The following is a 21,811-nucleotide window of genomic DNA, read 5'->3' on the forward strand; positions in this document are numbered from 1 at the left end:
GTTATCATTCTTACACAGTATGAAGGTTCTTGGTTGAAGATTCCAGCCGTTGTTTGAAAGTTTTGACAATGAAAAAAAGACCGTGACTCTCGTCACGATCTTGTCATCACTTCGCTTTTAAAAACGAGATGCCGATTGAGCCTGACCCCGTGTGTGCTCCGAGGAGCGGTGCGAGCGTGTCGACCCGAATCTTGGCTTTATCGCCGAGCTCACGTTTCCACGACTCGGCCAGCTCTGGCACGTTTCCGTGGAAAATTGAGACGTCCGTGCACTCGCCCGAATCGATGGCTTGACGGAGTGCTTCGAACAGCTGGGCTTGCGCTTTTTTATACGTCCGGACCGTCTGATATGGAACGATGAGCCCGTCTTCGAAACGGAGCACCGGTTTCAACTGCAACATGTTGCCGATGAGCGCTTTCGACTTCGAGATACGTCCGCCCTTTTGCATCTGCGTCAAGTTTTGCAAAATCAACTCGATGCGGACATCCTCGACACGTTGTTTCATATACGCTTCGACGTCCTCGAGCGCGTCACCGCGTTCGACACGTTCAATCAACTCTTCGAGCATGAGTCCCATCGTATAGATCCCGGCCCGCGAGTCAATCGCGAGCAATTTGAACTCAGCGATCTCTGCGCCTTGGACCGATGCCGAATACGTGCCGCTCAAGTCGGATGACAAGTGGACGGCGATGCCCATGTCATACTGATCTTTGATTCCTTCATACAATGTGACGAAGTCGCCGATGGCCGGTTGGCTCGTCGAGACGCGTTCGCCCGCATCAATCCATTCGTACACGGTCTTGGCATCGACCTCGACCCCATCTTTATACGGTTGATCCCCTTTGACGACGTAGAGCGGGACGATATGGATGTCCGGGTGGTGCTGAATCGAATCTGGAAGGACAACGGTGCTGTCCGTAATATAAGCAATTTTCATGTTAGGGCTCTCCTTCAATCAAAATTAGTACCTGGTAATATTATTTTATCACAGGTGAAGCGGTTTCACTATTTTTTCAAAAATCGAATTCCCTTGAAGTTTCACATATTCCCGTCCACAATGCGCCTGAAACGGGTAAAAGATAGCATCGGACAAAGGAGGAATCGGCATGATTCACATCGAGCACGTCAATAAAATCTATAAGACCGGGGATGTCGAGACGGCGGCGCTTAAAGACATCGAGTTGACGATTCAGGACGGCGCGTTCGTCGTGATCCTGGGACCGAGCGGGAGCGGCAAGAGCACGCTGTTGAACGTCATCAGCGGACTCGACACGGTGACGTCCGGGACAATCATGTTCGGTGATACCGTCCTGACCAAGTTGTCCCCGGAACAAATGACCGCGTTTCGGCGCGACCATCTCGGCTTTATCTTTCAACAGTATAATCTGCTCCAAAACCTGACCGTCTATGAAAACATTCAAATCGGGGCCGATTTATCTGACAACCCACTCCCAATCGATGAATTGCTTGAGCAGGTCGGACTGACGGCCGCCCGCGACAAATACCCGTATCAACTGTCCGGGGGCGAGCAACAGCGCGTCTCCGTCGCCCGCAGCCTCGCCAAAAATCCGTCCATCGTCTTCTGTGACGAACCGACGGGATCGCTCGACGAGGACAACTCGAAACGGGTGCTCGAGCTACTCGAACGATTGAACACGACGTACAACAAGACGATTGTCGTCATCACCCATAACACGGGAATTAGCGAGATGGCCGATGACGTCATCAAAATGAACTCGGGTCGAATTATTGAATTGACGCACAACCCGATTAAACGATCTGCTCGTGACATCCACTGGGGGTGAGACAGATGCTTTATAAAAATGTATGGAAGACGCTCGCCGGTAAATGGATGCAGCTTCTCGCCATCGCCGTCATCATCGTCATGAGCTCGCTCACGTACACGATGATGTTTTATGGCATCAGCGGCATCGAAGTCCCGACCGAGGAATATCTTGCGTCATCGAATCAAGAAGACTTTGCCGTCGAGATGCTCAACCGCGTCACCGCGGAAGAAGCAACCGCCCCCGCCCTCGCCGACTTCATCGCTTCAGGTCGATATACACTATCGGACTTGCAACGTGTCGACGAGGCGGCGTTCGATGCGTTGGTCACGGCGCGGATTGATGCCGTCGAGCGTGACATGGGCAACGCGACGCTCGAACTGCGTGCTTCAAAACTGATTAACTATCCCTTCGGCTCGAGTGAGCACCGCGGACTCGTCTTGAAAGAAGCGGACGCCATCAACCTCTCGTATCTTGAAGCGGGCAAGCGCCCCGTGCGAGACGACGAGGTCGCCATCAATGCGAAATACGCCGAGAAGAATGACATTGCCATCGGCGACACGATTGACCTCGGTAGCCCGTTCACGGTGAGCGGGTTCGTCCTGTTCCCGGACTATACGTTGCCGCTGTTTGATGAAAATTACTTTAACCTCGACCCGGGCACGCAGACGCTTCTCCTCATGACGGACAACGCTTACGAGGAAGTGACCGGCACGGAATCGTTCCGTTTGGCTGGTGCCGCCGACGGGACAGTCGTGACGGACATCGAGCTCCCGTTCGTCATCTCGGTCATGGAGACGGAGAACATCATGCGCAGTGGCGCCATCTATAGCGAAATCTCGTCCGGTAAAGCGATGGCGCTCGGCTTGAGCTTATTCATCGTCTCCATTGCCGTCATCATCGTCGCCATCTTGATTTCGAACATGCTCGAGGCCGAACGCGGACAAATCGGTCTATTGAAAGCAATCGGGTATAACCGACGCCAAATTACCATACCGTATCTGGTGCTCATCTTGGTGTTCGCGACCATCATGCTCGTCATCGGCTACTTTCTCGGGCTCTATTTCGCCGAACCGCTCAAAAACCTGTATCTCGATTTCTATCTATTGCCGTCCATCACCATCGCTCAAAGCCCGCTCGTCTTTCTCACGGCCGTCTTCGCCCCGCTCTTCTTCTTCGCTCTCGTCGCAGGGGCGGTCATCTATAAAATCATGGGTGAGAGCGCGCTCGCTTTGTTGTCACCTCGCGACAACGTATCGCTCAACCGCCTCAGTCGGATCGTCAGCCGCATGCTCCGCAACACACGCGGCAAGACGAAGTTTAAATATTTATACGCCGTCAAAAGCACGGGCAGTTTCATCATCTTCTTCCTCGGCATCCTGTTCTCCACCCTTCTCATCGTCTTCGCCCTCATGATGAACGGGGCCGTCGACCGGATGACCGTCGGGGAATTGAATGAGGCTGACTATGCGTACGAGGCGTATACGACGACGCAGCCCACGCTTCGTGACGGACAAGAACCGTTCCTCACCTATCCGTTCGCGTTCGTCGAAGACAAGCTCGTCACGTTGAAAGGGCTCGATGCGACAAACACGCTCGATCGGCTTATAGACGAAGACGGGAATGACTTGACGCCTGCCGCAGACGAGGTCATCGTGAGCGCCTCGCTCGCCTTGAAGCTCGGACTCGAGACCGGGGACACCCTCAAGATCGAACTCGAAGACGAGACGCTGTCGTATCCAATTCGCGGCATCGCGGATGAGTATATGGGGGACACGGTCTATCTATCGCGTGCGGCGCTCAGCGAACAGTTGTCGGACGGGACGACGGACGAGTTGTTCAACGGCATTTACGCGACCGAACGTCCGGACGAGACGGACTATCCGACCATCATCTCTCGGAGCGGCCTCATCGAGCAGTCCCAGTCCATCAATGAATATATGAACTTGATGATGAACGTCATGATCGGCGGGTCGGCATTGATCGCCTTCAGTATCCTGTTCGTCTTGACGGCGCTCACGGTCGAGAAAAACTATTACGTCATCTCGCTGTTGAAAGTGATGGGCTATGACCGTCGTGAGGTCCGTTCGATGATTTTGAACAGCTATTTCATGTACGCGCTCGCCTCTGCGCTCCTCAGCATCCCGATCGCCCTCCTCATCTTGCGGGTCATCATCGTCGTGTTCGCAGAAGATTACGGCCTCGTCCTGCCGCTCGAATTTGAATGGGTGTACGTGCTGTATACGCTCGGCGCGGTGACGCTCCTCTTCTTCGCGAGTACGTTCATCAGTCGTCGGAAAATCGATCAAATCCCGTTACAAGAAGTATTGAAGACATATCAAGAATAATTTGTCGCCAAATAGGGCATAATAAGAGAAGAGACCGGGCCTCTCCCTGTGAGGGGCCTGACTATTAGAAGAAGAGGATGATTCTTATGAACCGTACACAAGTATTGCTCGCCATCCCAGGAAACTGGTCATCGGGCGAGGCAGTCAGCGAACAAATCAGTTTACATAGCGAAGGCTACACGATGGCAGGCCTATTGCTGTTAGAAGACGAGACTGGGAAAGCATTCACGGTCGAAGTCGTCGAGCGCGACCCTGCCCTCGCCGAGGCGATGATTCACGCCAGTTCAGGTGGCTTCACGCCGAAAATCGCGAAAGGGCTCGCCCGCCATACGCACATCGTCTATTTGATTGTCGACGTCAATGACGTGTCAGACATTGCGGCGGCGCGCCGTGCAGCCAACGCCATCTTGAACGCCGGCGGCCTCGGCGTCATGGTCGAGACGGCTGGTGTTGCCTACTCGAAAGACGAATGGCAGGAGTCGAAAGAAGAAGATCTCGCCCTCGACTACTCACTTCTGACGGCCATCACGGAAGAAGAAGACGCCTACGTCTCGTGGGGCATGAAAGCGTTCGGTCACGCCGACGTCGCCGTACCGGCCACGCTCGAGATTGAAGACGCGATTCACGTCGTCCACTCGTTCAACTTCCACCTCATATCGGGTGGTTCGATGTTCGGAGACGGAGACAGCTTCACGTTCGAGGACGGCAAGACGTTCACGGTCGAGATGGGTGAAGACGAGCGGACGTCAATCGACAACTTGCTCCATAACCCGTTCGGCTTGATTTACCTCGTGCCACAAGTCGCAGCAGAATAAAAACAAAGGCTCACAGACTTTCGTCTGTGGGCCCTTATTTTGGTTGCGGCGGCATATCGAGCGGCGAGAAATAATGCGCGCACCCTTCCCATCCGAGCTGTTCACTCAATAGGTCGAATGACGTCCGGAAGAACGCTTGGATGTCACCCGACCGTTCTACTTTCTCCAGCGACAGAAAGCATTCGCTCATCTTGGCGTCGTAGTAGGCGTCCGCAGGTTGAAGCCGTTCCGAGGCGAGCTCGGAGTATTGAAACGGATACGGCAAGATAAAGAACGTCGGCACGTCGACGGACGCATCCCCGAGCCAAAACCCGAACTCAATCATGTGCTCATCGAACGCCGCCTTCTCAATCAGTTTGTCTTCCAGGAACGGCTCGGACTTCCCATAGACGATCATCGACGAGACGTCGAACGTGCCCCAAAACAAAGCCGGTTTCACTTTCCGGCATCGGAGCGGGGCGAGAAACGTCGCTTGTTCCCGTGCGGCATATTGGAACAAACGCAGCCCTTTCAGCGCGGCATCGGCATCGTAAGCGAGCGGCGCCTCATCCCGGTCCAAGTATCTGAGTTCTCGCATTTCCTGCGTCTTCGGATTGAGCTCGAGTCGAACACCGGACGCTTGAAGCGTACCGATGATTTCCATGTAATACGTTTTGAGCGTTTTCCCGTTCTCAAGCGGGAACATCGTTCGATTCGACTCGACGTGCACCGTAATGATTCCGGCCGCGACGTCGACGTCAATCTCGAACAACGTTTCCCCGCTCCAGAGCGGCCCGGTCGAAAACCCGTTCACGGTGAGCGGCAACGTGACGTGGGCCCACTGTGGCTCTTGCGGGGCCAGCCCGAGTTTGATTTTCCCGAGAATTTGCGAGACGAGATGGAGCGTGAGCTTCGTGTCGGCCCAGTCGGAGTGGCGGATCAGATTCATGAGCGTTTCCCCATTTCTTCTTTCGTACAAGTGACGCAACTACTATCCTGATTCCCCGTCCCCAACGCGAACAATCAAAAAAGTCCACAGACGTATGTCTGTGGACTTAGCTGCGCATCTCTTGGAGACGTTCGAGTTGATGCGTCAGCTCGCCGATCGGGACGAACCGGGCGCGACGGAGCGTCTCTTTGCCGTCGAGGAAGAACAGGACGACCGGTACGGTGAAAATCGAGTAGGCACCGGCAATTTCCGGCACCTGATCCGAATCGATGGCGACCGCCTCGATATCGGGGAACTCCGTCAACATCTCTTCGACTTGCGGTTTGAGCGAGTGGCAGACGCTACAGGTCGGATGCGAGACGTAGACGAGCAATTGGTCCGAGTCCGCAATCCGGTCTTGTAACGCAGTGAGTGTGGTGACAGCTTCCATCAAACTCCCTCCTTTATGGTTACGCGTCGAGCCAGAGAATGCCGACCGTCTCAAAGCCTGCGTGGACCGCAATCGACGGACAGAAACGCGTCTTGACGATTTCAATGTCTGGCAACTTCGCTTGGATGAGCGCGACGATATTGTCCTGCATCTCTGGAGCGAGCGCCGTCTGAACGAAGACACGGTTGTTATGAATGCCGTTCGCGGCGTGACGACGTTCGAGCTCTGTCACCATCTCGGCGTAGGCTTTCTTGAGCGACCGTGCTTTTTTGAACGGGATGACTTTCCCCGTCTCATCGAGCGTGATAATCGGTTTGATGTTAAGGATGTTGGCAAGGAACATCTCGCCTGACGAGACGCGACCCCCGCGGCGCATCGTTTCCATGTTGCCGATAATCATGAAGAAGTTCTTCTTGTCACGCCACGCTTCGAGCAAGGCGACGATTTCTTCGACCGACTTACCTTCAGCCTCGGCGGCGAGACCGAGACGGACGAGTTCTTGCTGCTCCTCGAGCGCTGCGTGCGAGTCGACCGTGTACACTTTGAAGTCGGCCGCTTCGGCCGCCGCACTCGAGTTTTTCACGGTCGAGCTCAAGCCGTTCGAGCAATGGACGGCGATGGCGCAGTCATACCCTTCTTCTTTCAAACGTTCATAACGGGCGATGAAGTCACCGAAGATCGGCTGTGACGTCTTCGCTTCTTTCTTTTGGTCGATCATATAGCGATGCAAGTCTTCGAGCGACAAGTCCACTTCGCTGTAGCCGCTGCCGTCGACGATCAATTGAATCGGGACGATATCGACACCGAGACGGGCCGCCTCTTCTTTCGAGAAATTGGCCATACTATCGGTAATCCATGCGATTTTGGTCATAACAAAAATCCTCCAATGGTCGTTCAATTTTTTCCTAACTCATTATACCTTATTTTTCGAAATCCTTCCTTTCTGACTGATTCGCACGAAAAAGACAGCCCGACTCATCGTCGCGCTGTCTTCGGCTTCGACTCATCGTGTCGAAATCAATTTTGTATGGGCAAACTCATCGTGCGGCAATTCCATGTCTTTGCCTGACTTGATTTGTTGCAACGCTTTTAACAACGGGAGACCGAGCGTGGCCGGATAGACGACATCTTTATACAACGTCCGCTTCACGACTTGTTCGAGCGAGAGCGGTCGACCGTCTTGACTGACGACTTTAATCCCGACGACTTGGTCACCGATCGTCTGGCCATTTTTGTTGAGCAGGAAGTACACTTCCCCGGCCATTGTCACGAGCGTCGGCAAATAGTAACGTTTCACTTCTTTTCCAGGAAACAACTTTTGCCGAATCGTCTTCTCGACGAGTTTCGCTGGGGTTTGAAAAATGAGTTGATCAATTTGACTAGCAACGGCACGTTTCCAAATTGGGACTGCCACGTTCATCATCCTCTCGTTTCGGTTCTAGGCTTTAGATTCCTCTTTTGCCTTCGCTTGAAACGCCGAAAACGGACAACCCGAACGCGCGAACAAGTTGGGCGTCACAATTTTGTCATCATAATGGCGGTGGAACACGTGCGTCGCGGCGGGTGACAGCGGCGGGATGAGCCAGCTCCATTGGCCGGTCACGTCGCGCCCTGCGTCCTGTTCGTTCTTCTCGAACCGTTTGAACTGTTTTGCCGCCGTGTGGTGGTCGACAATCGTCACCCCGGCCCGCTCGAACGACTGCAAGACAGCCACGTTCAATTCGACGAGAGCCCGGTCGCGCCAAAGCGTCCGCTCTTTCGATGTGTCGAGACCGAGCGACGCGCCGACGAGCGGCAAGAGATTATAGCGGTCCGTATCGGCCAAGTTGCGCGCCCCAATCTCAGTCTCCATATACCAGCCGTTGAACGGGATTGATGTGAAGCGCTGGCCACCGATTTCAAGCTCCATATCCGCGATGGCCGGGACGGCGTGCCACTTGATCGTGCGTCCGCTGAACAAGTCGTACGCCTCATGCCGAATCTCGACTTCGAGCACGACATCGTCTGGCAGTTCATAGAGCCGGACCTCACGACCATCCGTAATCAACAGCGGCAAGACGTCAAACTCGGTCCCGGTCCCGCTCCAGCCGAGTCGTTCGGCCTGTCGCGTCATCGTCAAGGATAGCGGGTCGCCAATGATTCCGTCCTCCGTCTCATACGCCGCGTACCGGATGAGTTGCGCGTTCAACAAACGAAACTCATTCGGGAGCACCGTCATCGTCGAGCGAATCTTGCCATCGTTCGTCGCATACCGTAAATGACTGACGAGCGCCTCGAACACGTCGTCGAACGTCTCTGCGTCGCGGGCATCCCGAACGTTCAGCGTCTGCCAAAACAGACGGCCGATACATCGATTCGAGTTGCGCCAGGCGAGTTTTGCCCCTTCCGTCAACTCATCGGTCGTGAGCGTATACGATCCTGTTCGTTCAATCTCATCCGCAATCGTCTGTAGCCGTTTCGAATGATCGCCTTCTAGTTGTGAGAAAAAGTGTCGGGCTACCTGAATGTCCATATTGTCGATCTCCTCTATATAGTCTGTCCCTCTCATCTTAGAGAATATCATAACGGGTTTCTACTTTTAGCGTACAGAAAAAGCGAGCCAATCGGCTCGCTTTCAGTCTGTCTGATCAATCAAGTCTGTCGCTTTTTGAATCGTAAAGCCTCGTGGTTTTTCGCTTTCCAAGGCAGTCAATCGTTTTTCAAGTTCAACCGTCTGTTCATATGACGCCTCATATTGATAGAGGCCATTGGCAAGCTCGGTCAAACGCTTCACTTGAATCGGGAATGGTGCCATTCCATCGTCAAGCAAGATGACGAGGCTGAGATCACTATCAACCGGTAAGCGGATTGACCCGTAAAAGGCGATGGCCTTGAAGCCGCGACGCATGATGACGATTGGTGATGTGCCGACCGCGACGTCTCGATTGCGCAAGCGCGTGATGGTGATGCCCGCATGAATCAATCGACTCGACGACGGTAGCGTCTCGACATACTCTTCGATCGGCGTCAGCGTTCCAGCTTCGAGTGCTTGTTCGAACTCTGACTCTTTGAGCGGACGGCTGAAAATAAATCCTTGAATGACGTGACAGCCAAATTCGCGGAGACGGAGCAGGTCGTCCATCATCTCGACACCCTCGACGACGACATTCATCCCGAACTCCTCGGCGATGAGGAGTAGACTGCGAATGATTCCTTGGGCCTTCCGGCTTTGGTTAACGTTGTGGGCGAACACCCGGTCGATTTTAATCGTCTGAGCGCTATACGCCTGCAAGTACGCGAGCGACGAGTAGCCTTTCCCGGAATCGTCGAACGCGATTGGGATGCCGAGGTCATTCAATCGTTCGAACGCTTGCGTGATTTGTTGGGCGTCTTCTAACAGCGATGTCTCCGAGATTTCGACCTCGAGATAGCTCGCGGGGATATGGTGACGGGCGAGCGTGTCCTCGAGCACATGCTCGAAATGCTCTTGATATAAATATTTGGCTGAGACGTTGATTGAAATCGGCACTTTTTTCGGGAGCGTCATCAAATAGTGGCACACTTCTTCAATCAGCCAATTCGTCAGCTCGAGATGAAGGCTGCTCTCCTCGGCGAGCGGGATGAACTCGGCTGGTGAAATCGATCCCCACGTCGGATGCGTCCAACGCATGAGTGCCTCGGCCCCGACGATTTGTCCGGTTCACGCGTTCACTTTCGGTTGATACATTAAATAAAACTCTTTTTTTTGAAGCGCACCACGCATATCCCGCAGCAGTTCATATCGCTTTAATGACTCAATATCCATTTGTGAGGAATACAGTTCAAGTTGAGCCCCGATTTTCTTGTCGGCTCGGTTCATAGCAATATAGGCGTGTTTAATTAGCTCACTCGCCTGCACCCCGTCTTCCGGATATCGGCTCACCCCGATTGAAATGCGGGCGAATAAGTCATAGACGGCAACGCGGAAGCGATGGGTCGAGAGCGTGCCGAGCTTTTTCCCAAGCGCGAGCACTTCGGGATCTTCCATGCGTCGCGGCAAGACGATGAGCACGTTATCCGCATCTAAATGCCCGAGCATGGCGTCTTTCGGTAATAGGCGAATCAATTGGTTCACCGTCGCGACACGCCACTCGTCGCCAAGTTCGTAGCCGAACGTATGATTGATCTCGGCAATCCGGTTGAACGATAGTGAGAATAGCGTGAACGGGTCCCGCTTGCGGGTCAAATGATATACCGACTCCGTGATCGACTCGCGATTCGGCATGTTCGTAATCGGATCGAGCGAGGCAAGACGCCAAATCTCTTCTTGTTGCTCTTTCAACTGCGTGATGTCTTTGACGAGCGTCCGGAATCCGATGACGTTCCGCCCTCAGAAAAAATCGGTTCCCGATTCTCTTCGATCCACTTGATGTTCCCTTTGGCGAAAATACGATACGAGAACGTCGATGGTTTTCCGTTCAGTGTCACTTCCCGCGCCTGCTTGACTTTCGGAATGTCGTCCGGGACGACAACTTTTTGCCAGTAATCCGGGTGAGCGTTGAATTGGTCTTCCGTATATCCAAAGATAAGTGAGAATCCTGGCGTCAAAAACTTGAATTGTTTTGACTCAAAATAGCGCTCAAAAATGACTGAGTCGACAATCTCGCAAAGCTGCCTTACTTTCGACCGTTCTCTCGTCAATTCTTCCTCGGCCGTGACGAAATTCGTCACATCAAACATCGCCCAGGTGACGGCTTTTCGGTCTTTCGAGACACCGACTTTCACAATCAACTCCAAATACTGTTCCACTTTCGGATTAAAAGCGCGAAGTTGCGTCTCGTATTCAAATTGTTCGGTGTCTTGAAGCAACGTTTCGATTGCCGCCGCGAACGTACCCCGATCGTCTTCATGAATCAATTTCCGAAAATCTTCCCGCTTCATCTCAGCGAGCTGTCGTTTCGTCAAACCAAGCAGTTGTCCGGTTTGCGGAGAATGATAGAACGTGTCCGCTTCAAGGTCGAGTTCAATCAAGATGAGTCCAGGGATCCGCTCGAATAGCGATCGGCTCACTTTCATCCGAATTGTAACGTTCTCTCAACTCCGTCTGTGTCGTCAAATCTTCGACGACCCCGTAAAGGCCCGTGATGACCCGTCCGGTATAGAGTGGCGTGTTCGTAATCGACAGATGAATCGAGCGACCGTCTGCATTACGCGCTTGCAGTTCATAATGTACGGTTTCACCTTGGAGCGACCGTTGATGGAACGTCTGGACCCGTTCACTTTCTGTACGAGGCAACCATGATGCCGGATGGACGAACCGCTCTTCTTCCCCGTTAAAAAGAAGCGACAGTTTTTCATTCGAGTCGACGAGCCTTAACTCTCGATCGAGTACATAGACGGCATCTGGATACTGATCTAACAGGAGCGGATCGATATTGATTCGTTCTCCACGTTCCATTTGTTCAACGTTTGATTCCAATGCATGCTTCCATTGTCGGAAGAAGCCCATTTCCACCACTCCCCGGTGTGACGAACGTCACATGAATGTCGTATTACCTTGATTCTATAAGATGGAACCCGTCAAGGAGGCTTCTACTTTTGAAAATAAGGGGAATAATCTCTCTTTTGTACATATTTTGAAATTAATGTCATTATTTCAAGCATCATAAAAGACCACGGCTCAATTGAGTCCGTGGTCTCCCGTTTAACGTTGTTTCACGACGACCGATCCGTAAGCCGGTACATCGACCGTGCCCGAGACGCGTTTAATCGTCTTCGTGCCCGCTTGTTTCCCATCGACGATGAGGTTCCATTGCCCGCTAGGCAATTTCACTTTGACCGTCTTAGCGTTAGCGTTGTGCGTGATGAACAAGTCTTTCTTCTGGCCAGGTGCTTTGTCATCAATCGAGTAGCTGATGACGTTCGCTTCGGCTTTGTAGAATTTCAAGTTTTTCTTCACGTCAACCGCCTTCGTCATGCGGAGACCTGGGTTGTCTTTACGCATTTCGATTAAGCCTTTCATGTACTGGACGTCCGCCTTACGGTCAGCGGCCCGTTTCCAGTCCATTTGGTTGATGCGGTCCGGCGATTTGTACGAGTTGTGGTCGCCTTCTTTCGTCCGCATGAACTCTTGACCTGCATGGATGAATGTTGTTCCTTGGCTCGTCAAGAGGATGCTCGACGCGAGACGGTGCATCTTCGTACGGTCCGCTTCCGACGTTTCTGGGTTCGTGAGTTCAAGCTTGTCCCAGAGCGTGTGGTTGTCGTGCGCTTCGACGTACGTGATCGCTTGCGTCGGTTCTTTCGTGAAGCCTTTGATGTCGGCGCTATAATCGATTTCACCGACGATGCCTGTCTTGATGCGGTTCTCAAGGCCGGCTTTCCCGTTGATGAAGCCGTTGTCCGTGTCGATGAAGACACTGCCTTTCAAGCCGTCGCGGATGTTGTCGTTGAAGTGTGCGACGCCTGGCATCTTGTATGCGTTCTTCTGGTTCGCTTTCTTCGCCGGGTCGAGCGGCGTGCTGAGGTCCCAACCTTCGCCGAAGACGAGGATAGATGGATCCACTTTGTTCAACGCCGAACGGACTTGGTTCATCGTCTTGACGTCATGGATGCCCATGAGATCGAAACGGAACCCGTCCCAATGGTACTCTTGCGCCCAATAGACGACCGAGTCGACGATGAGCTTCTGCATCATCTTGCGTTCAGACGCAGTGTCGTTGCCGACGCCCGTTCCGTTCGCGAAGTCGCCGCCCTCTGTGTAACGGTAGTAGTAACCTGGGACGATCTTATGCAAGTTCGACGCCTGCGCATCGAACATGTGGTTATAGACGACGTCCATGACGGCGCGCAAGTTGTTGTCATGGAGCCCTTGAATCATTTGTTTCATCTCACGAATCCGGACTTTCGCATCATATGGATTCGTCGAATACGAGCCTTCCGGCGCGTTATAGTTTTTCGGGTCATACCCCCAGTTGTATGATGCATCCGGTTTCGTCTCATCGACCGAGGCCGTGTTATAGTCGTACACCGGAATGAACTGGACGTGTGTGACACCGAGGTCTTTCATATGGTCGAGGCCAGTCTTTGTGGCTGTCTTCTTGCCGTTGACGAGGAGGCGTGTGCCTGGCTCGACGACACCGAGATATTTGCCTTTGTTTTTAATCCCTGAATCGTATTGGTCTGACGTGACGTCGAAAATCGACAAGTCGCGAACGTGCGTCTCATAGATGATGGCGTCTGTCCGTTTCGCCAATTTCGGCTTCATCGAGTTCCAACGTTTCGGTTTCGTCTCGTTCAAGTCGACGACGACCCCTTGGTCCCCGTTCACACCGACTGCTGTCGCGTACGGATCGACCGCGCGGACGCTGCCGGACGCGTGCTTGACGTTGTACGTGTAGCCGATGCCGTCCAAATCGCCACGGACGTCCGCGACCCATGTGCCGCGCTCGCCACGCTTCATCGAGATCGTCTTCTTCAAGTCTTTATCTGAAGCTGGACGCGTTTTCGGCATGTTCCATAGTTCGAGCTTCACGTCTTGTGCCGTCGGGGCCCAAAGGACGAATTGTGATTTTGACTGCTTGTAAGTCACGCCGAGTTTGCCATCATAGGCGTATTTCGCATCGAACTCCGGTGACCGGAGGACGTCGCCCGCTTGGAGTACTTTATCTCCGAACGTCGGGTGCTTCGCCGTGATGACCGCCGCCAAATCGATGTCTGCACTGAAACGGACGGTGACCGACTTGTCGCCTGACTTCTCAACCGATTCAACGGTCGCACCTTCGACCGTCAATTCGCTCAAGAACTTCTCGTCGATGACGCGGTTGAGCGTGAGCTCCGCTTGACGGAACGTGTCCGCCTCGAATGAGACGATTTTCGGTGAACGATCGATTTCTGGTTCTGAATAGTAAATCGTCGAATCCCCTTCGACGAGCCAAATCTCTTTCGCCGTGCTGAGCGCGAAACGGTCTGTGCCGTCTTTTTCGGCCCATTCGCCTTTTTTCGTGACGAGTCCGATGAGTTTCTTCGCGTCCGGGTTGGCAAACTTCACGTTCGCGACACCGCCGAAGGCGTCCGTCTCATCGAAGTTGATGTTTTGACCGTCGCCACCGTCTGGCCATGTCCAAAGACCCCAGTCCGTGTATGTATTGTCGTAACGGAAGTAATGAACTTTCATATCTACGTCCGTTGCTGCCGTCTCCCCGTCTGGGTTCGACGTATAGATTTTCGAGTCCCCTGACTTGATCCATACTTCGGCAACGCCGTCTTTGATCATATCGCTCGTGATGAAGCGGTCGTTCTCCGACCCTTTATCTTTCTCCCAGTTGTCCGTACGGACGATGAGACCGAGCTTTTCAGGTGAATCGACCGGGAATTCGTAGGCCGCCACCTTTCCGAAATCGTCCTCGCCGTTGAAGGCGAAGGCTTTATTCGGGAAATAATCTGGGTTATTCGCCCAAAGCCATAAGTTCCAATCCGTTTGATTGTCCGGGGCCTCTTGATAGTGAACGACGACGAGCGTCGACTTGCCTTTATCGAGAGCGGACGATGACATCGGAAACATTGAGAACACTAGTGCAAACGTTAGCACAACTGCCCATGCCTGTTTCCATCGCTTGTTGACCATGTGGGTCCCTCCTTGTAGCATGATTTTAGGAAAACGCTTACACAAAAATTGTAAACGTTTCCTTTTCGGAATTCAATGTTTTTCTAGATAAACACCTAACGCCTTCCTCTTTGCGCCATCACTTGGGAAACCTCCGCTATTTTCCATTCCGAAAATAATTGCATTTTCGGATTAATGGACTGTATATAGAAGTTAGAGGAGGAATTTTAAATATATGTCACTTACGAACCTCATTAACAACTTGATCGCCAACGCCAGTCTGTTGCTGGTCGGTCTCTATATTATTTCGCGCCTCACGAAGCTGGGCGTGACGACGAAGCTCCCGCTCCGGCGTCAAGTCACCATCTCCTTCTTACTTGCCGGGCTATCGATTGTGATCACCCTGCACGGCGTGTTGTGGAACGCGCAGGCCGACTTTCAATACGGGTTTGTCCCCATCATCATGTCGGCGCTCTATTTCGGCCTGCCGGGTGTACGGATCACGTATGTCGCGAGCATTCTCGTTTTGCCGTTCATCTTGAGCGAGACGCTTTTGTTGATCACGTTTCTCGACTACACGCTCGCCGCATCGATTGCTGTCGCTTTCCTATGGTTCCGTGAACGAATCAAACCGGCGCGTGACATCCGGATCGTCAATGCGATCAGCCTCGGATTCATCTCGTTGTTCTCGCTGTTAAACGTCAGCACTTATAATCAAATCGAAATGTATGTGATGACGCTCCTCGCCTTCATCACCATCGGGTACTCGGCCGGATACCTTCTCCATATCGTCTACGGGGGCATCCATAAAATCCAACGCTCGGAACGGCTCATTTCAAAATATAAAGAAGCGGCCTTCACCGACTCGTTGACCGGACTTGGCAATCGCCGCCGCTTCGAAGAAGAGATGAAGCGCGTCGACGAGGAAGTGTTCAATGGAACGCAAGACGTCGCCTTGCTCTTCCTCGACATCGATCATTTCAAATCGATTAACGATACGTACGGCCATGATGCCGGTGATGCCATCTTGGTCGAATTAGGCAACCGGTTGACGAAGACGGCCCGGACCGATGACATGGTCTGCCGCAACGGCGGCGAAGAATTCTCGGTTTTATTGGCTGACTGCACGTTGTCGCAAGGGTTCGTCATTGGCAAACGCTATTTGCGGCAAATCGCCGAAACGCCGTTCTTATTGCCGGACGGATCCTTCATTGACGTCACCGTCTCCATCGGCATCGCCAGCACGTCAGAGTCCAAAATCGCCACGTCGAGCCAACTGATTAAAAAAGCCGACGTCGGCTTATATGTCGCCAAACGGAGCGGACGCAACCGACTCGGCAAGTGGAACGAAAAGAAAGCGAACTAACCCCTGATGCGCGGCATCAGGGGTTCATTATAGTTTCTTCCATTCTTCTAACGCCTCTAAGTGCCAACGATAGCTCAGCTTGAACGCTTCGTCCTTCTCATGCAACACCCGATAATATCCTGTTCACCTCACTTCTCAGCATACCAAAAAACGGCGTCCGAATGGCTCGGACGCCGTCTGTGTTAGTTCCCGTATTTTTTAAAGAGTTGATAATTTTTATTCCCACCTGACAAGTTGTAAACGTCGGTGAAACCGAGGTTGCGGAGCACGTTTTGAGCCGCGTTCCCCGTCACCCCGCCGTTGCAATAGACGACGGTCGGCTTGTCTTTTTCCATGTCCTTGGCGGCATCACGCAAGTTATCGAGCGGGATGTTGACCGCACAGTCGACACATGCTTTTTCGAACTGCGAAGCTTTACGCGTATCGATAATCTGCATGTCTTCACCCGCATCGATCCGCTTCTGCAGCTCACCCGGTGTGATGAGTCGCGCCGATTGATTCATACTGTTCGCGAGCGCCATGCCCGTGTACATGACCGGGTCTTTCGTCGTCGAGAACGGCGGAGCGTACGCGAGGTCGAGATGGAACAAGTCATCGACTTTCGCCTTAAACGTGATAGCCGTGACGAACACGTCGATGCGCTTGTCGACACCTTCGAACCCGACGATTTGAACGCCGAGCAATTGGCGTGTCGACCGGTCGCCGATTGCTTTAATCGTCAAGTCTTTCCCGCCCATATAAGCCGGCTTGTCCGGCTTCGTGTTATGGAGCACTTCGACGTCATACCCGAGCTCGCGGGCCTCACGTTCCGATAGACCGGTCTGGGCGACGGCTTGGCCAAACACTTTGAAGATGCCTGTGCCGAGGATGCCACGGTGTTCAAGGTCGCCTCCTGTGATGAGGTCACCAAGAGCACGACCCATCTTGTTCGCCGTCGAACCGAGCGGACGCCAAATCGGTTTGCCCGTGACGAGCGAGAAACTTTCGGCGACGTCGCCGGCCGCATAGACGTTCTTCACGTTCGTCTCCATCCGCTCATTGATGGCGATCGCACCCGTCTCGCCGATTGTGACACCGATCGACTTCGCGAGTTCCGTGTTCGGACGGACACCGACGGAGAGGATGACGAGGTCCGTATCAATCGTCTTGCCACTTTCCGTGACGACGCGTTCAACATGACCATCACCGACGAGTTCTGTCACTGTCTCCCCGAGCATGAGCTCGATCCCGTTCTTCTCGAGGTGATCCTCGACGCGACAAGCCATATCTTTATCGAGTGGTGGCATCACTTGCGGGAAACGCTCGATGACCGTAACTTCGACGCCGCGCAGTTTGAGCTGCTCAGCCATCTCGAGGCCGATGAACCCGGCGCCGATGATGGTTGCATGCTTCGGGTTCGTCGCATCGACGAAGTTACGTGTCGCTTCCGCGTTCTGAATGTTACGGATTGGGAACACGTTGTCCGAATCGACACCCGGAATCGGCGGGATGATGCTCGAGGCACCTGTCGCGAGGACCAACGAATCATAGCTGTCCGTGAACGATTCACCCGTCTCAAGGTTCTCGACCGTGACCGTCTGTGCGTCGGCATCGACTGCCGTCACGTTATGACGTGTCATGACGTCGATGTTGTAGCGTTTCTTGAAGAATGCCGCATCGCGAGGCGTCAAATCGTCGCGCGACTCGACTTCGCCGCCGACATAATACGGAATACCGCAACCCGAGTACGAGATATCGTAGTCGCGGTCGTAGATCGTAATCTGTGCGTCTTCGTTGTTACGACGTGCTTTTGCCGCGACCGATGTACCGGCGGCGACTGAACCGATGATGACCAATTTCATATTAAACACTCCTTAGTAAAGTAGTAGGCTGATGTATAGTCCAAGCAAGGTGATGGCGAGCGTTGGAATCGTCAAGATGATCCCGACTTTAAAGTATTGACCCCAACCGATTTTAAGCCCTTTCGTGCGGAGCACGTGGAGCCATAGCAACGTCGCGAGCGACCCAATCGGTGTGATTTTTGGACCGAGATCGGACCCGATGACGTTCGCATAGATGAGCGCTTCCCGAATCTGACCGGTCGTATTCGTCAAATCGATGGCGAGCGCGTCAATCATGACGGTCGGCATATTGTTCATGACCGATGATAAGATGGCGGCCAAGAAGCCCATCCCGAACGTGGCGCTGAAGGCGTTCACGGCGAACCAGTCGATGAAGTTGGCGAGCACTTGCGTCAGTCCCGCGTTTTGCAGACCGTAGACGACGATATACATCCCGAGCGAGAAGAAGACGATCGCCCAAGGCGCCCCGCGTAGGACGGACCGGGTCGGCACGACCGGTGAACGGTTCGCCATGATCAGGAAGAACAACGAGATAATCCCAGCGACGAGCGAGACCGGGATGCCGACGATATCGCTTGTGAAGTATCCGATGACGAGAAGTGCGAGCACGACCCACGACAAGCGGAACATTTTATGGTCTTTGATGACCGAGGCCGGCTCGACGAGTTTCGATAAATCGTACTGCTTCGGAATGTCCTTTTTGAAATACAAATACAAGACGAGCAAACTTCCAGCGACGGCGAAGACGTTGACGAACACCATCCGTGCCGCATATTCGGCGAAACCGATGCCGAAGAAATCGGCCGAGACGATGTTGACGAGGTTCGAGACGACGAACGGCAGACTCGCCGAATCAGCGATGAACCCAGACGCCATGACGTATGCCAAAACGACCGCATCCGGCAGTTTGAGTGCCCGCACCATGGCGAGGACAATCGGCGTCAAGATGAGCGCCGCCCCGTCATTCGCGAACAACGCCGCGACGAGCGCACCGAGCAACGTGATATAGACGAACAGCTTGACGCCGCCGCCTTTGGCGATGCGGGCCATATGTAAGGCAGCCCATTCAAAGAATCCAATCTCGTCCAAAATGAGCGAGATGATGATGATTGCAATAAACGTGAACGTCGCGTTCCAAATGATTCCCCAGACAGTACCGACGTCATCTAAATTGACGACCCCGGTGAGAAGGGCGATGACCGCCATCCCCATCGCCGAGTAACCGATGCCAAGGCCTTTCGGTTGCTTGATGATGAGGAAGAGCGTGACCAAAAAGATAATACTAGCAATCCACTGCACAATGAGTTCCTCCAATAAATCTCTATTTGTTTAGCAAGTCTGTTGCAAGCCGCGAAGCACAAGGCTAACGCCGTCTTCTGTCGACTCGACGTCGAGCGTAACGTTTTCCGCCATCGCTTCGGCGTCGTTCGCGACGGCGAACGTGAGGCCGTCGAAGTCTTTGACCGCATCCGTCGCTTCCGGAGCCGCGACGACTAGACCGAGCGTCGGTCCACAGCACCCGGCTTCCGTACAGATACGAACTGATTTTATTTCCTCTTCAACCAGTGCGTCTTTCATAAAATCGATGGCTTCATTCGTGATGTTCATGTAACTTCCTCCTTGAGTAGTTGTGACAGTGCCGGATAACCGACCGGCAGTTGTTCTTGCCATGCGAGTAACGTCGGACGCGGATAGGCGTTCACCCGTTCGAGCCATGGCGTCTCGCTCGCAACTTTCGCCGTCAGCAGCTTGCTTGTCACATCGAGCGGTGTGAACGATTGGTTGACGACCCAGGCGAACGGTTGAATCTCGGCCCGTTTCAAGTCAGCGACGAGCCGTTCGGCTTCATACACCGGTGTCGCTTCAGGTAGCGTCGTGATGATGACGTGCGTCTGTTTCGGATCTCGCAGTTTTGGTAACAGGTCGCGAACCGCTTCCGGGACGACCCCTGTCGATCGTTCGAGTTCGCGGTGATAACTCTCGGTCGCATCCAAGAGAAGCAGCGTATGACCTGTCGGCGCCGTATCGATGACGACGAAGCGGTCTTTCGCTTTCGCCACTTGATCGGCGAAGGCGCGGAAGACTGCAATCTCCTCGGTGCATGGCGAGCGCAAGTCCTCTTCGAGCATCATGCGCTGCTCCTCGTTCATATCCCCCGCTTCCCCGAACACGTCCATCCGGTACTTCTCGATTTCGACTTTCGGGTCGATCGCATCGACGGTGAACGTACCCGGGACATCCAACCCGATTGTGAAAGCCACATGTGCGGCCGGGTCTGTCGTCGTCAAATGGACGGCGTGCCCTCGCTCACTGAGCGCGACGGCGACAAGCGAGGCGAGCGTCGTCTTGCCGACCCCGCCTTTCCCCATCGTCATGATGACGCTCGGTCCATCCCTCTCGATTTCATCGACGAGTCGGTCGATCGAGCCATAATGACTTGTGTCATAGCTTGTAGTTAGGACGGTGGCCGTCTCCCCGTTTACCCAGCGTCGGAGCGCCGGGACACCGACGAGATTCTCGTACGCATATGGCAACGTGAACGTCTCGAGGTCGGCGATGCCTTTCGGCAGTTCGTGGAGCGCTTGTTGTTGACGCTCGATGAACCGTTTCGTATAGCGGTCCGTCCCTTCGTCTGATGCGACGACGCCGTTGATGACAAGTTGCATCTGTTCGATTCCAATCGCGTGAAGCTCGATCGCGGCACGCGCCGCCTCGACGAGCGTCGATGTCTCGGGACGGGCGACGAGCAACAATGTCGTCTCGCTGCCGTCGGTGAGCGTCTCGACAGCCCGTTTGTATTGCAGTTGCTTGTCGGCCAGACCAGCGAGCGGACCGAGGCAAGACGCGCCGGTCGTATTCGTCTCTAAAAATTCGTCCCACGCACTTGGCAACGTCAACAACCGTAGCGTGTGACCAGTCGGTGCCGTGTCAAAGATGACGTGATCGTATGTCTCACGTGCCGACTCAGACGTCAGTAACTCGGTAAACTGGTCGAACGCCGCGATCTCAACCGTACAGGCGCCGGACAGCTGTTCTTCCATCGACTGGATGGCCACGTCCGGAAGGACACCGCGATAAGGACCGACCATCCGTTCCATGTACTGCTTCGCCGCCTCTTCCGGGTCGAAGTTCGCGATGAACAGACCGGTTCCCGGGACGAGGCGTGGTGTCTCGTCGAGCTCCATCTCGAACACGTCCTGAAGGTTGCTCGCAGGGTCGGTCGAGACGAGCAAGACTCGCTTACCGCGGTCAGCAAGCGTCAACGCGAGGCTCGAAGCGGTCGACGTCTTGCCGACACCGCCTTTACCGGTCAAAAACACATAGCGCGTTGGTTCGATTGTCGTGAAATCAAAGCGATTCATCATGACCCGCCTCCTTATTTTTTAAGCGTGATGCGGACTTTCGGCTTTTCGCCATCTTGTTTCGCGAACGCTTCGACCGGGAGTCCTGTCAACTCGGCAATCTCCTCGTTCGTCATGTAAGCGCCTCGTTTGACGACGGCACCGTCGACGACCGTGAGTGGGAGCGTCTCAAGGCCGTTCGCGATTTCAGCTTGAACATGGACGTTCTCGACGAATCGGTTTGGCTCGGAGGCGAGATTATAACGGGCCACATCAAAGCCGCGTTGTTTTAATACGTAATGGATGGTCGCAATCCGCGTCAGCTCCGGATCGATTGAAGGACCACAAAGTCCGGTCGGGCAGCACATGGCTGGTTCGAATACTTCAAGTTTCAT

20 protein-coding genes are annotated in these 21,811 nt (G+C 53.8%); 4 read left to right on the forward strand and 16 right to left on the reverse strand.

Annotation, left to right across the window (positions count from 1 at the left end; genetic code table 11):
- Positions 1-106: 106 nt before the first annotated feature.
- On the reverse strand, positions 107-937 hold the full coding sequence (locus tag KNP68_RS07600) for a DegV family protein (protein WP_021066472.1): 831 nt from the start codon (positions 935-937) through the stop codon (positions 107-109).
- Between the two features lie 169 nt (positions 938-1,106).
- On the opposite strand from KNP68_RS07600, the gene KNP68_RS07605 reads away from it, so the two are divergent.
- The 3 genes from KNP68_RS07605 to KNP68_RS07615 all read left to right on the forward strand — a co-directional run bounded on the left by KNP68_RS07605 (position 1,107) and on the right by KNP68_RS07615 (position 4,947).
- Positions 1,107-1,805, forward strand: coding sequence for an ABC transporter ATP-binding protein (locus KNP68_RS07605; RefSeq protein ID WP_214799244.1), 699 nt, complete (start codon positions 1,107-1,109; stop codon positions 1,803-1,805).
- A gap of 5 nt (positions 1,806-1,810) precedes the next feature.
- A complete protein-coding gene (locus KNP68_RS07610; protein ID WP_214799245.1) occupies positions 1,811-4,132 on the forward strand; it encodes an ABC transporter permease in 2,322 nt (773 codons plus the stop codon).
- Positions 4,133-4,218: 86 nt separating this feature from the next.
- A complete protein-coding gene (locus tag KNP68_RS07615; RefSeq protein WP_241764574.1) occupies positions 4,219-4,947 on the forward strand; it encodes a DUF4261 domain-containing protein in 729 nt (242 codons plus the stop codon).
- 34 nt (positions 4,948-4,981) lie between these two features.
- On the opposite strand, the gene KNP68_RS07620 is transcribed toward KNP68_RS07615, so the two are convergent.
- From KNP68_RS07620 to pulA, 10 genes are all read right to left on the reverse strand, one after another.
- The gene (locus KNP68_RS07620; protein WP_214799247.1) at positions 4,982-5,875 is read right to left on the reverse strand and encodes a DUF5996 family protein; all 894 of its coding nucleotides are present in this window, start codon (positions 5,873-5,875) and stop codon (positions 4,982-4,984) included.
- A 106-nt stretch (positions 5,876-5,981) separates the two neighbouring features.
- The gene (locus KNP68_RS07625) at positions 5,982-6,305 is read right to left on the reverse strand and encodes a thioredoxin family protein (RefSeq protein WP_029594936.1); all 324 of its coding nucleotides are present in this window, start codon (positions 6,303-6,305) and stop codon (positions 5,982-5,984) included.
- 19 nt (positions 6,306-6,324) lie between these two features.
- A complete protein-coding gene (locus tag KNP68_RS07630; RefSeq protein WP_029594935.1) occupies positions 6,325-7,176 on the reverse strand; it encodes a DegV family protein in 852 nt (283 codons plus the stop codon).
- Between the two features lie 132 nt (positions 7,177-7,308).
- Positions 7,309-7,725, reverse strand: coding sequence for an RDD family protein (locus KNP68_RS07635; protein WP_241764573.1), 417 nt, complete (start codon positions 7,723-7,725; stop codon positions 7,309-7,311).
- 18 nt (positions 7,726-7,743) lie between these two features.
- Entirely contained in the window at positions 7,744-8,817 is a 1,074-nt protein-coding gene (locus KNP68_RS07640; protein ID WP_131471886.1) for a nitric oxide synthase oxygenase, read from the reverse strand.
- A gap of 102 nt (positions 8,818-8,919) precedes the next feature.
- Positions 8,920-9,975 carry an EAL domain-containing protein gene (locus tag KNP68_RS07645; RefSeq protein WP_255569768.1) on the reverse strand — a complete coding sequence of 352 codons (1,056 nt, stop codon included), beginning with the start codon at positions 9,973-9,975 and terminating at the stop codon, positions 8,920-8,922.
- Between the two features lie 9 nt (positions 9,976-9,984).
- Positions 9,985-10,605, reverse strand: a complete 621-nt coding sequence (locus KNP68_RS07650; RefSeq protein ID WP_214799249.1) for a GGDEF domain-containing protein — start codon at positions 10,603-10,605, stop codon at positions 9,985-9,987.
- A complete protein-coding gene (locus KNP68_RS07655) occupies positions 10,602-11,339 on the reverse strand; it encodes a PAS domain-containing protein (RefSeq protein ID WP_131471879.1) in 738 nt (245 codons plus the stop codon). The genes KNP68_RS07650 and KNP68_RS07655 overlap by 4 nt, the downstream gene beginning before the upstream one ends.
- On the reverse strand, positions 11,287-11,772 hold the full coding sequence (locus tag KNP68_RS07660; RefSeq protein WP_214799250.1) for a PAS domain-containing protein: 486 nt from the start codon (positions 11,770-11,772) through the stop codon (positions 11,287-11,289). The genes KNP68_RS07655 and KNP68_RS07660 overlap by 53 nt, the downstream gene beginning before the upstream one ends.
- A gap of 195 nt (positions 11,773-11,967) precedes the next feature.
- Positions 11,968-14,889, reverse strand: a complete 2,922-nt coding sequence (gene pulA / locus KNP68_RS07665; protein WP_251131478.1) for a type I pullulanase — start codon at positions 14,887-14,889, stop codon at positions 11,968-11,970.
- Positions 14,890-15,103: 214 nt separating this feature from the next.
- Here pulA and KNP68_RS07670 point away from each other — a divergent pair, with 214 nt between their 5' ends.
- Positions 15,104-16,234, forward strand: coding sequence for a GGDEF domain-containing protein (locus KNP68_RS07670; protein WP_029594930.1), 1,131 nt, complete (start codon positions 15,104-15,106; stop codon positions 16,232-16,234).
- A gap of 182 nt (positions 16,235-16,416) precedes the next feature.
- On the opposite strand, the gene KNP68_RS07675 is transcribed toward KNP68_RS07670, so the two are convergent.
- From KNP68_RS07675 to arsD, 5 genes are read right to left on the reverse strand one after another with little or no spacing between them, the layout of a single operon-like run.
- Positions 16,417-18,075 carry an FAD-dependent oxidoreductase gene (locus KNP68_RS07675; RefSeq protein ID WP_214799253.1) on the reverse strand — a complete coding sequence of 553 codons (1,659 nt, stop codon included), beginning with the start codon at positions 18,073-18,075 and terminating at the stop codon, positions 16,417-16,419.
- A 12-nt stretch (positions 18,076-18,087) separates the two neighbouring features.
- Positions 18,088-19,374 (reverse strand): arsenic transporter, encoded by a 1,287-nt coding sequence (locus tag KNP68_RS07680; protein ID WP_035385645.1) that lies wholly within the window; start codon positions 19,372-19,374, stop codon positions 18,088-18,090.
- Between the two features lie 30 nt (positions 19,375-19,404).
- A complete protein-coding gene (locus KNP68_RS07685) occupies positions 19,405-19,683 on the reverse strand; it encodes a Fe-S cluster assembly protein HesB (RefSeq protein ID WP_214799255.1) in 279 nt (92 codons plus the stop codon).
- On the reverse strand, positions 19,680-21,440 hold the full coding sequence (gene arsA / locus KNP68_RS07690; protein WP_029594926.1) for an arsenical pump-driving ATPase: 1,761 nt from the start codon (positions 21,438-21,440) through the stop codon (positions 19,680-19,682). Before arsA ends, KNP68_RS07685 begins: the two co-directional genes overlap by 4 nt.
- A gap of 11 nt (positions 21,441-21,451) precedes the next feature.
- The gene (gene arsD / locus KNP68_RS07695) at positions 21,452-21,811 is read right to left on the reverse strand and encodes an arsenite efflux transporter metallochaperone ArsD (RefSeq protein ID WP_029594925.1); all 360 of its coding nucleotides are present in this window, start codon (positions 21,809-21,811) and stop codon (positions 21,452-21,454) included.

This window comes from Exiguobacterium sp. s50 (genome assembly GCF_018618175.1).
GTDB lineage: Bacteria > Bacillota > Bacilli > Exiguobacteriales > Exiguobacteriaceae > Exiguobacterium > Exiguobacterium chiriqhucha.

Coding starts and splice junctions, on each gene's coding strand:
- KNP68_RS07620 (WP_214799247.1), bottom strand. CDS start 5,875: ATGAATCTGATCCGCCACTCCGACTGGGCCGACACGAAGCTCACGCTC.
- KNP68_RS07615 (WP_241764574.1), top strand. CDS start 4,219: ATGAACCGTACACAAGTATTGCTCGCCATCCCAGGAAACTGGTCATCG.
- KNP68_RS07670 (WP_029594930.1), top strand. CDS start 15,104: ATGTCACTTACGAACCTCATTAACAACTTGATCGCCAACGCCAGTCTG.
- KNP68_RS07685 (WP_214799255.1), bottom strand. CDS start 19,683: ATGAACATCACGAATGAAGCCATCGATTTTATGAAAGACGCACTGGTT.
- pulA (WP_251131478.1), bottom strand. CDS start 14,889: ATGGTCAACAAGCGATGGAAACAGGCATGGGCAGTTGTGCTAACGTTT.
- KNP68_RS07625 (WP_029594936.1), bottom strand. CDS start 6,305: ATGGAAGCTGTCACCACACTCACTGCGTTACAAGACCGGATTGCGGAC.
- arsA (WP_029594926.1), bottom strand. CDS start 21,440: ATGATGAATCGCTTTGATTTCACGACAATCGAACCAACGCGCTATGTG.
- KNP68_RS07655 (WP_131471879.1), bottom strand. CDS start 11,339: ATGAAAGTGAGCCGATCGCTATTCGAGCGGATCCCTGGACTCATCTTG.
- KNP68_RS07660 (WP_214799250.1), bottom strand. CDS start 11,772: ATGGGCTTCTTCCGACAATGGAAGCATGCATTGGAATCAAACGTTGAA.
- KNP68_RS07605 (WP_214799244.1), top strand. CDS start 1,107: ATGATTCACATCGAGCACGTCAATAAAATCTATAAGACCGGGGATGTC.
- KNP68_RS07630 (WP_029594935.1), bottom strand. CDS start 7,176: ATGACCAAAATCGCATGGATTACCGATAGTATGGCCAATTTCTCGAAA.
- KNP68_RS07640 (WP_131471886.1), bottom strand. CDS start 8,817: ATGGACATTCAGGTAGCCCGACACTTTTTCTCACAACTAGAAGGCGAT.
- KNP68_RS07675 (WP_214799253.1), bottom strand. CDS start 18,075: ATGAAATTGGTCATCATCGGTTCAGTCGCCGCCGGTACATCGGTCGCG.
- KNP68_RS07635 (WP_241764573.1), bottom strand. CDS start 7,725: ATGAACGTGGCAGTCCCAATTTGGAAACGTGCCGTTGCTAGTCAAATT.
- arsD (WP_029594925.1), bottom strand. CDS start 21,811: ATGAAACTTGAAGTATTCGAACCAGCCATGTGCTGCCCGACCGGACTT.
- KNP68_RS07610 (WP_214799245.1), top strand. CDS start 1,811: ATGCTTTATAAAAATGTATGGAAGACGCTCGCCGGTAAATGGATGCAG.
- KNP68_RS07600 (WP_021066472.1), bottom strand. CDS start 937: ATGAAAATTGCTTATATTACGGACAGCACCGTTGTCCTTCCAGATTCG.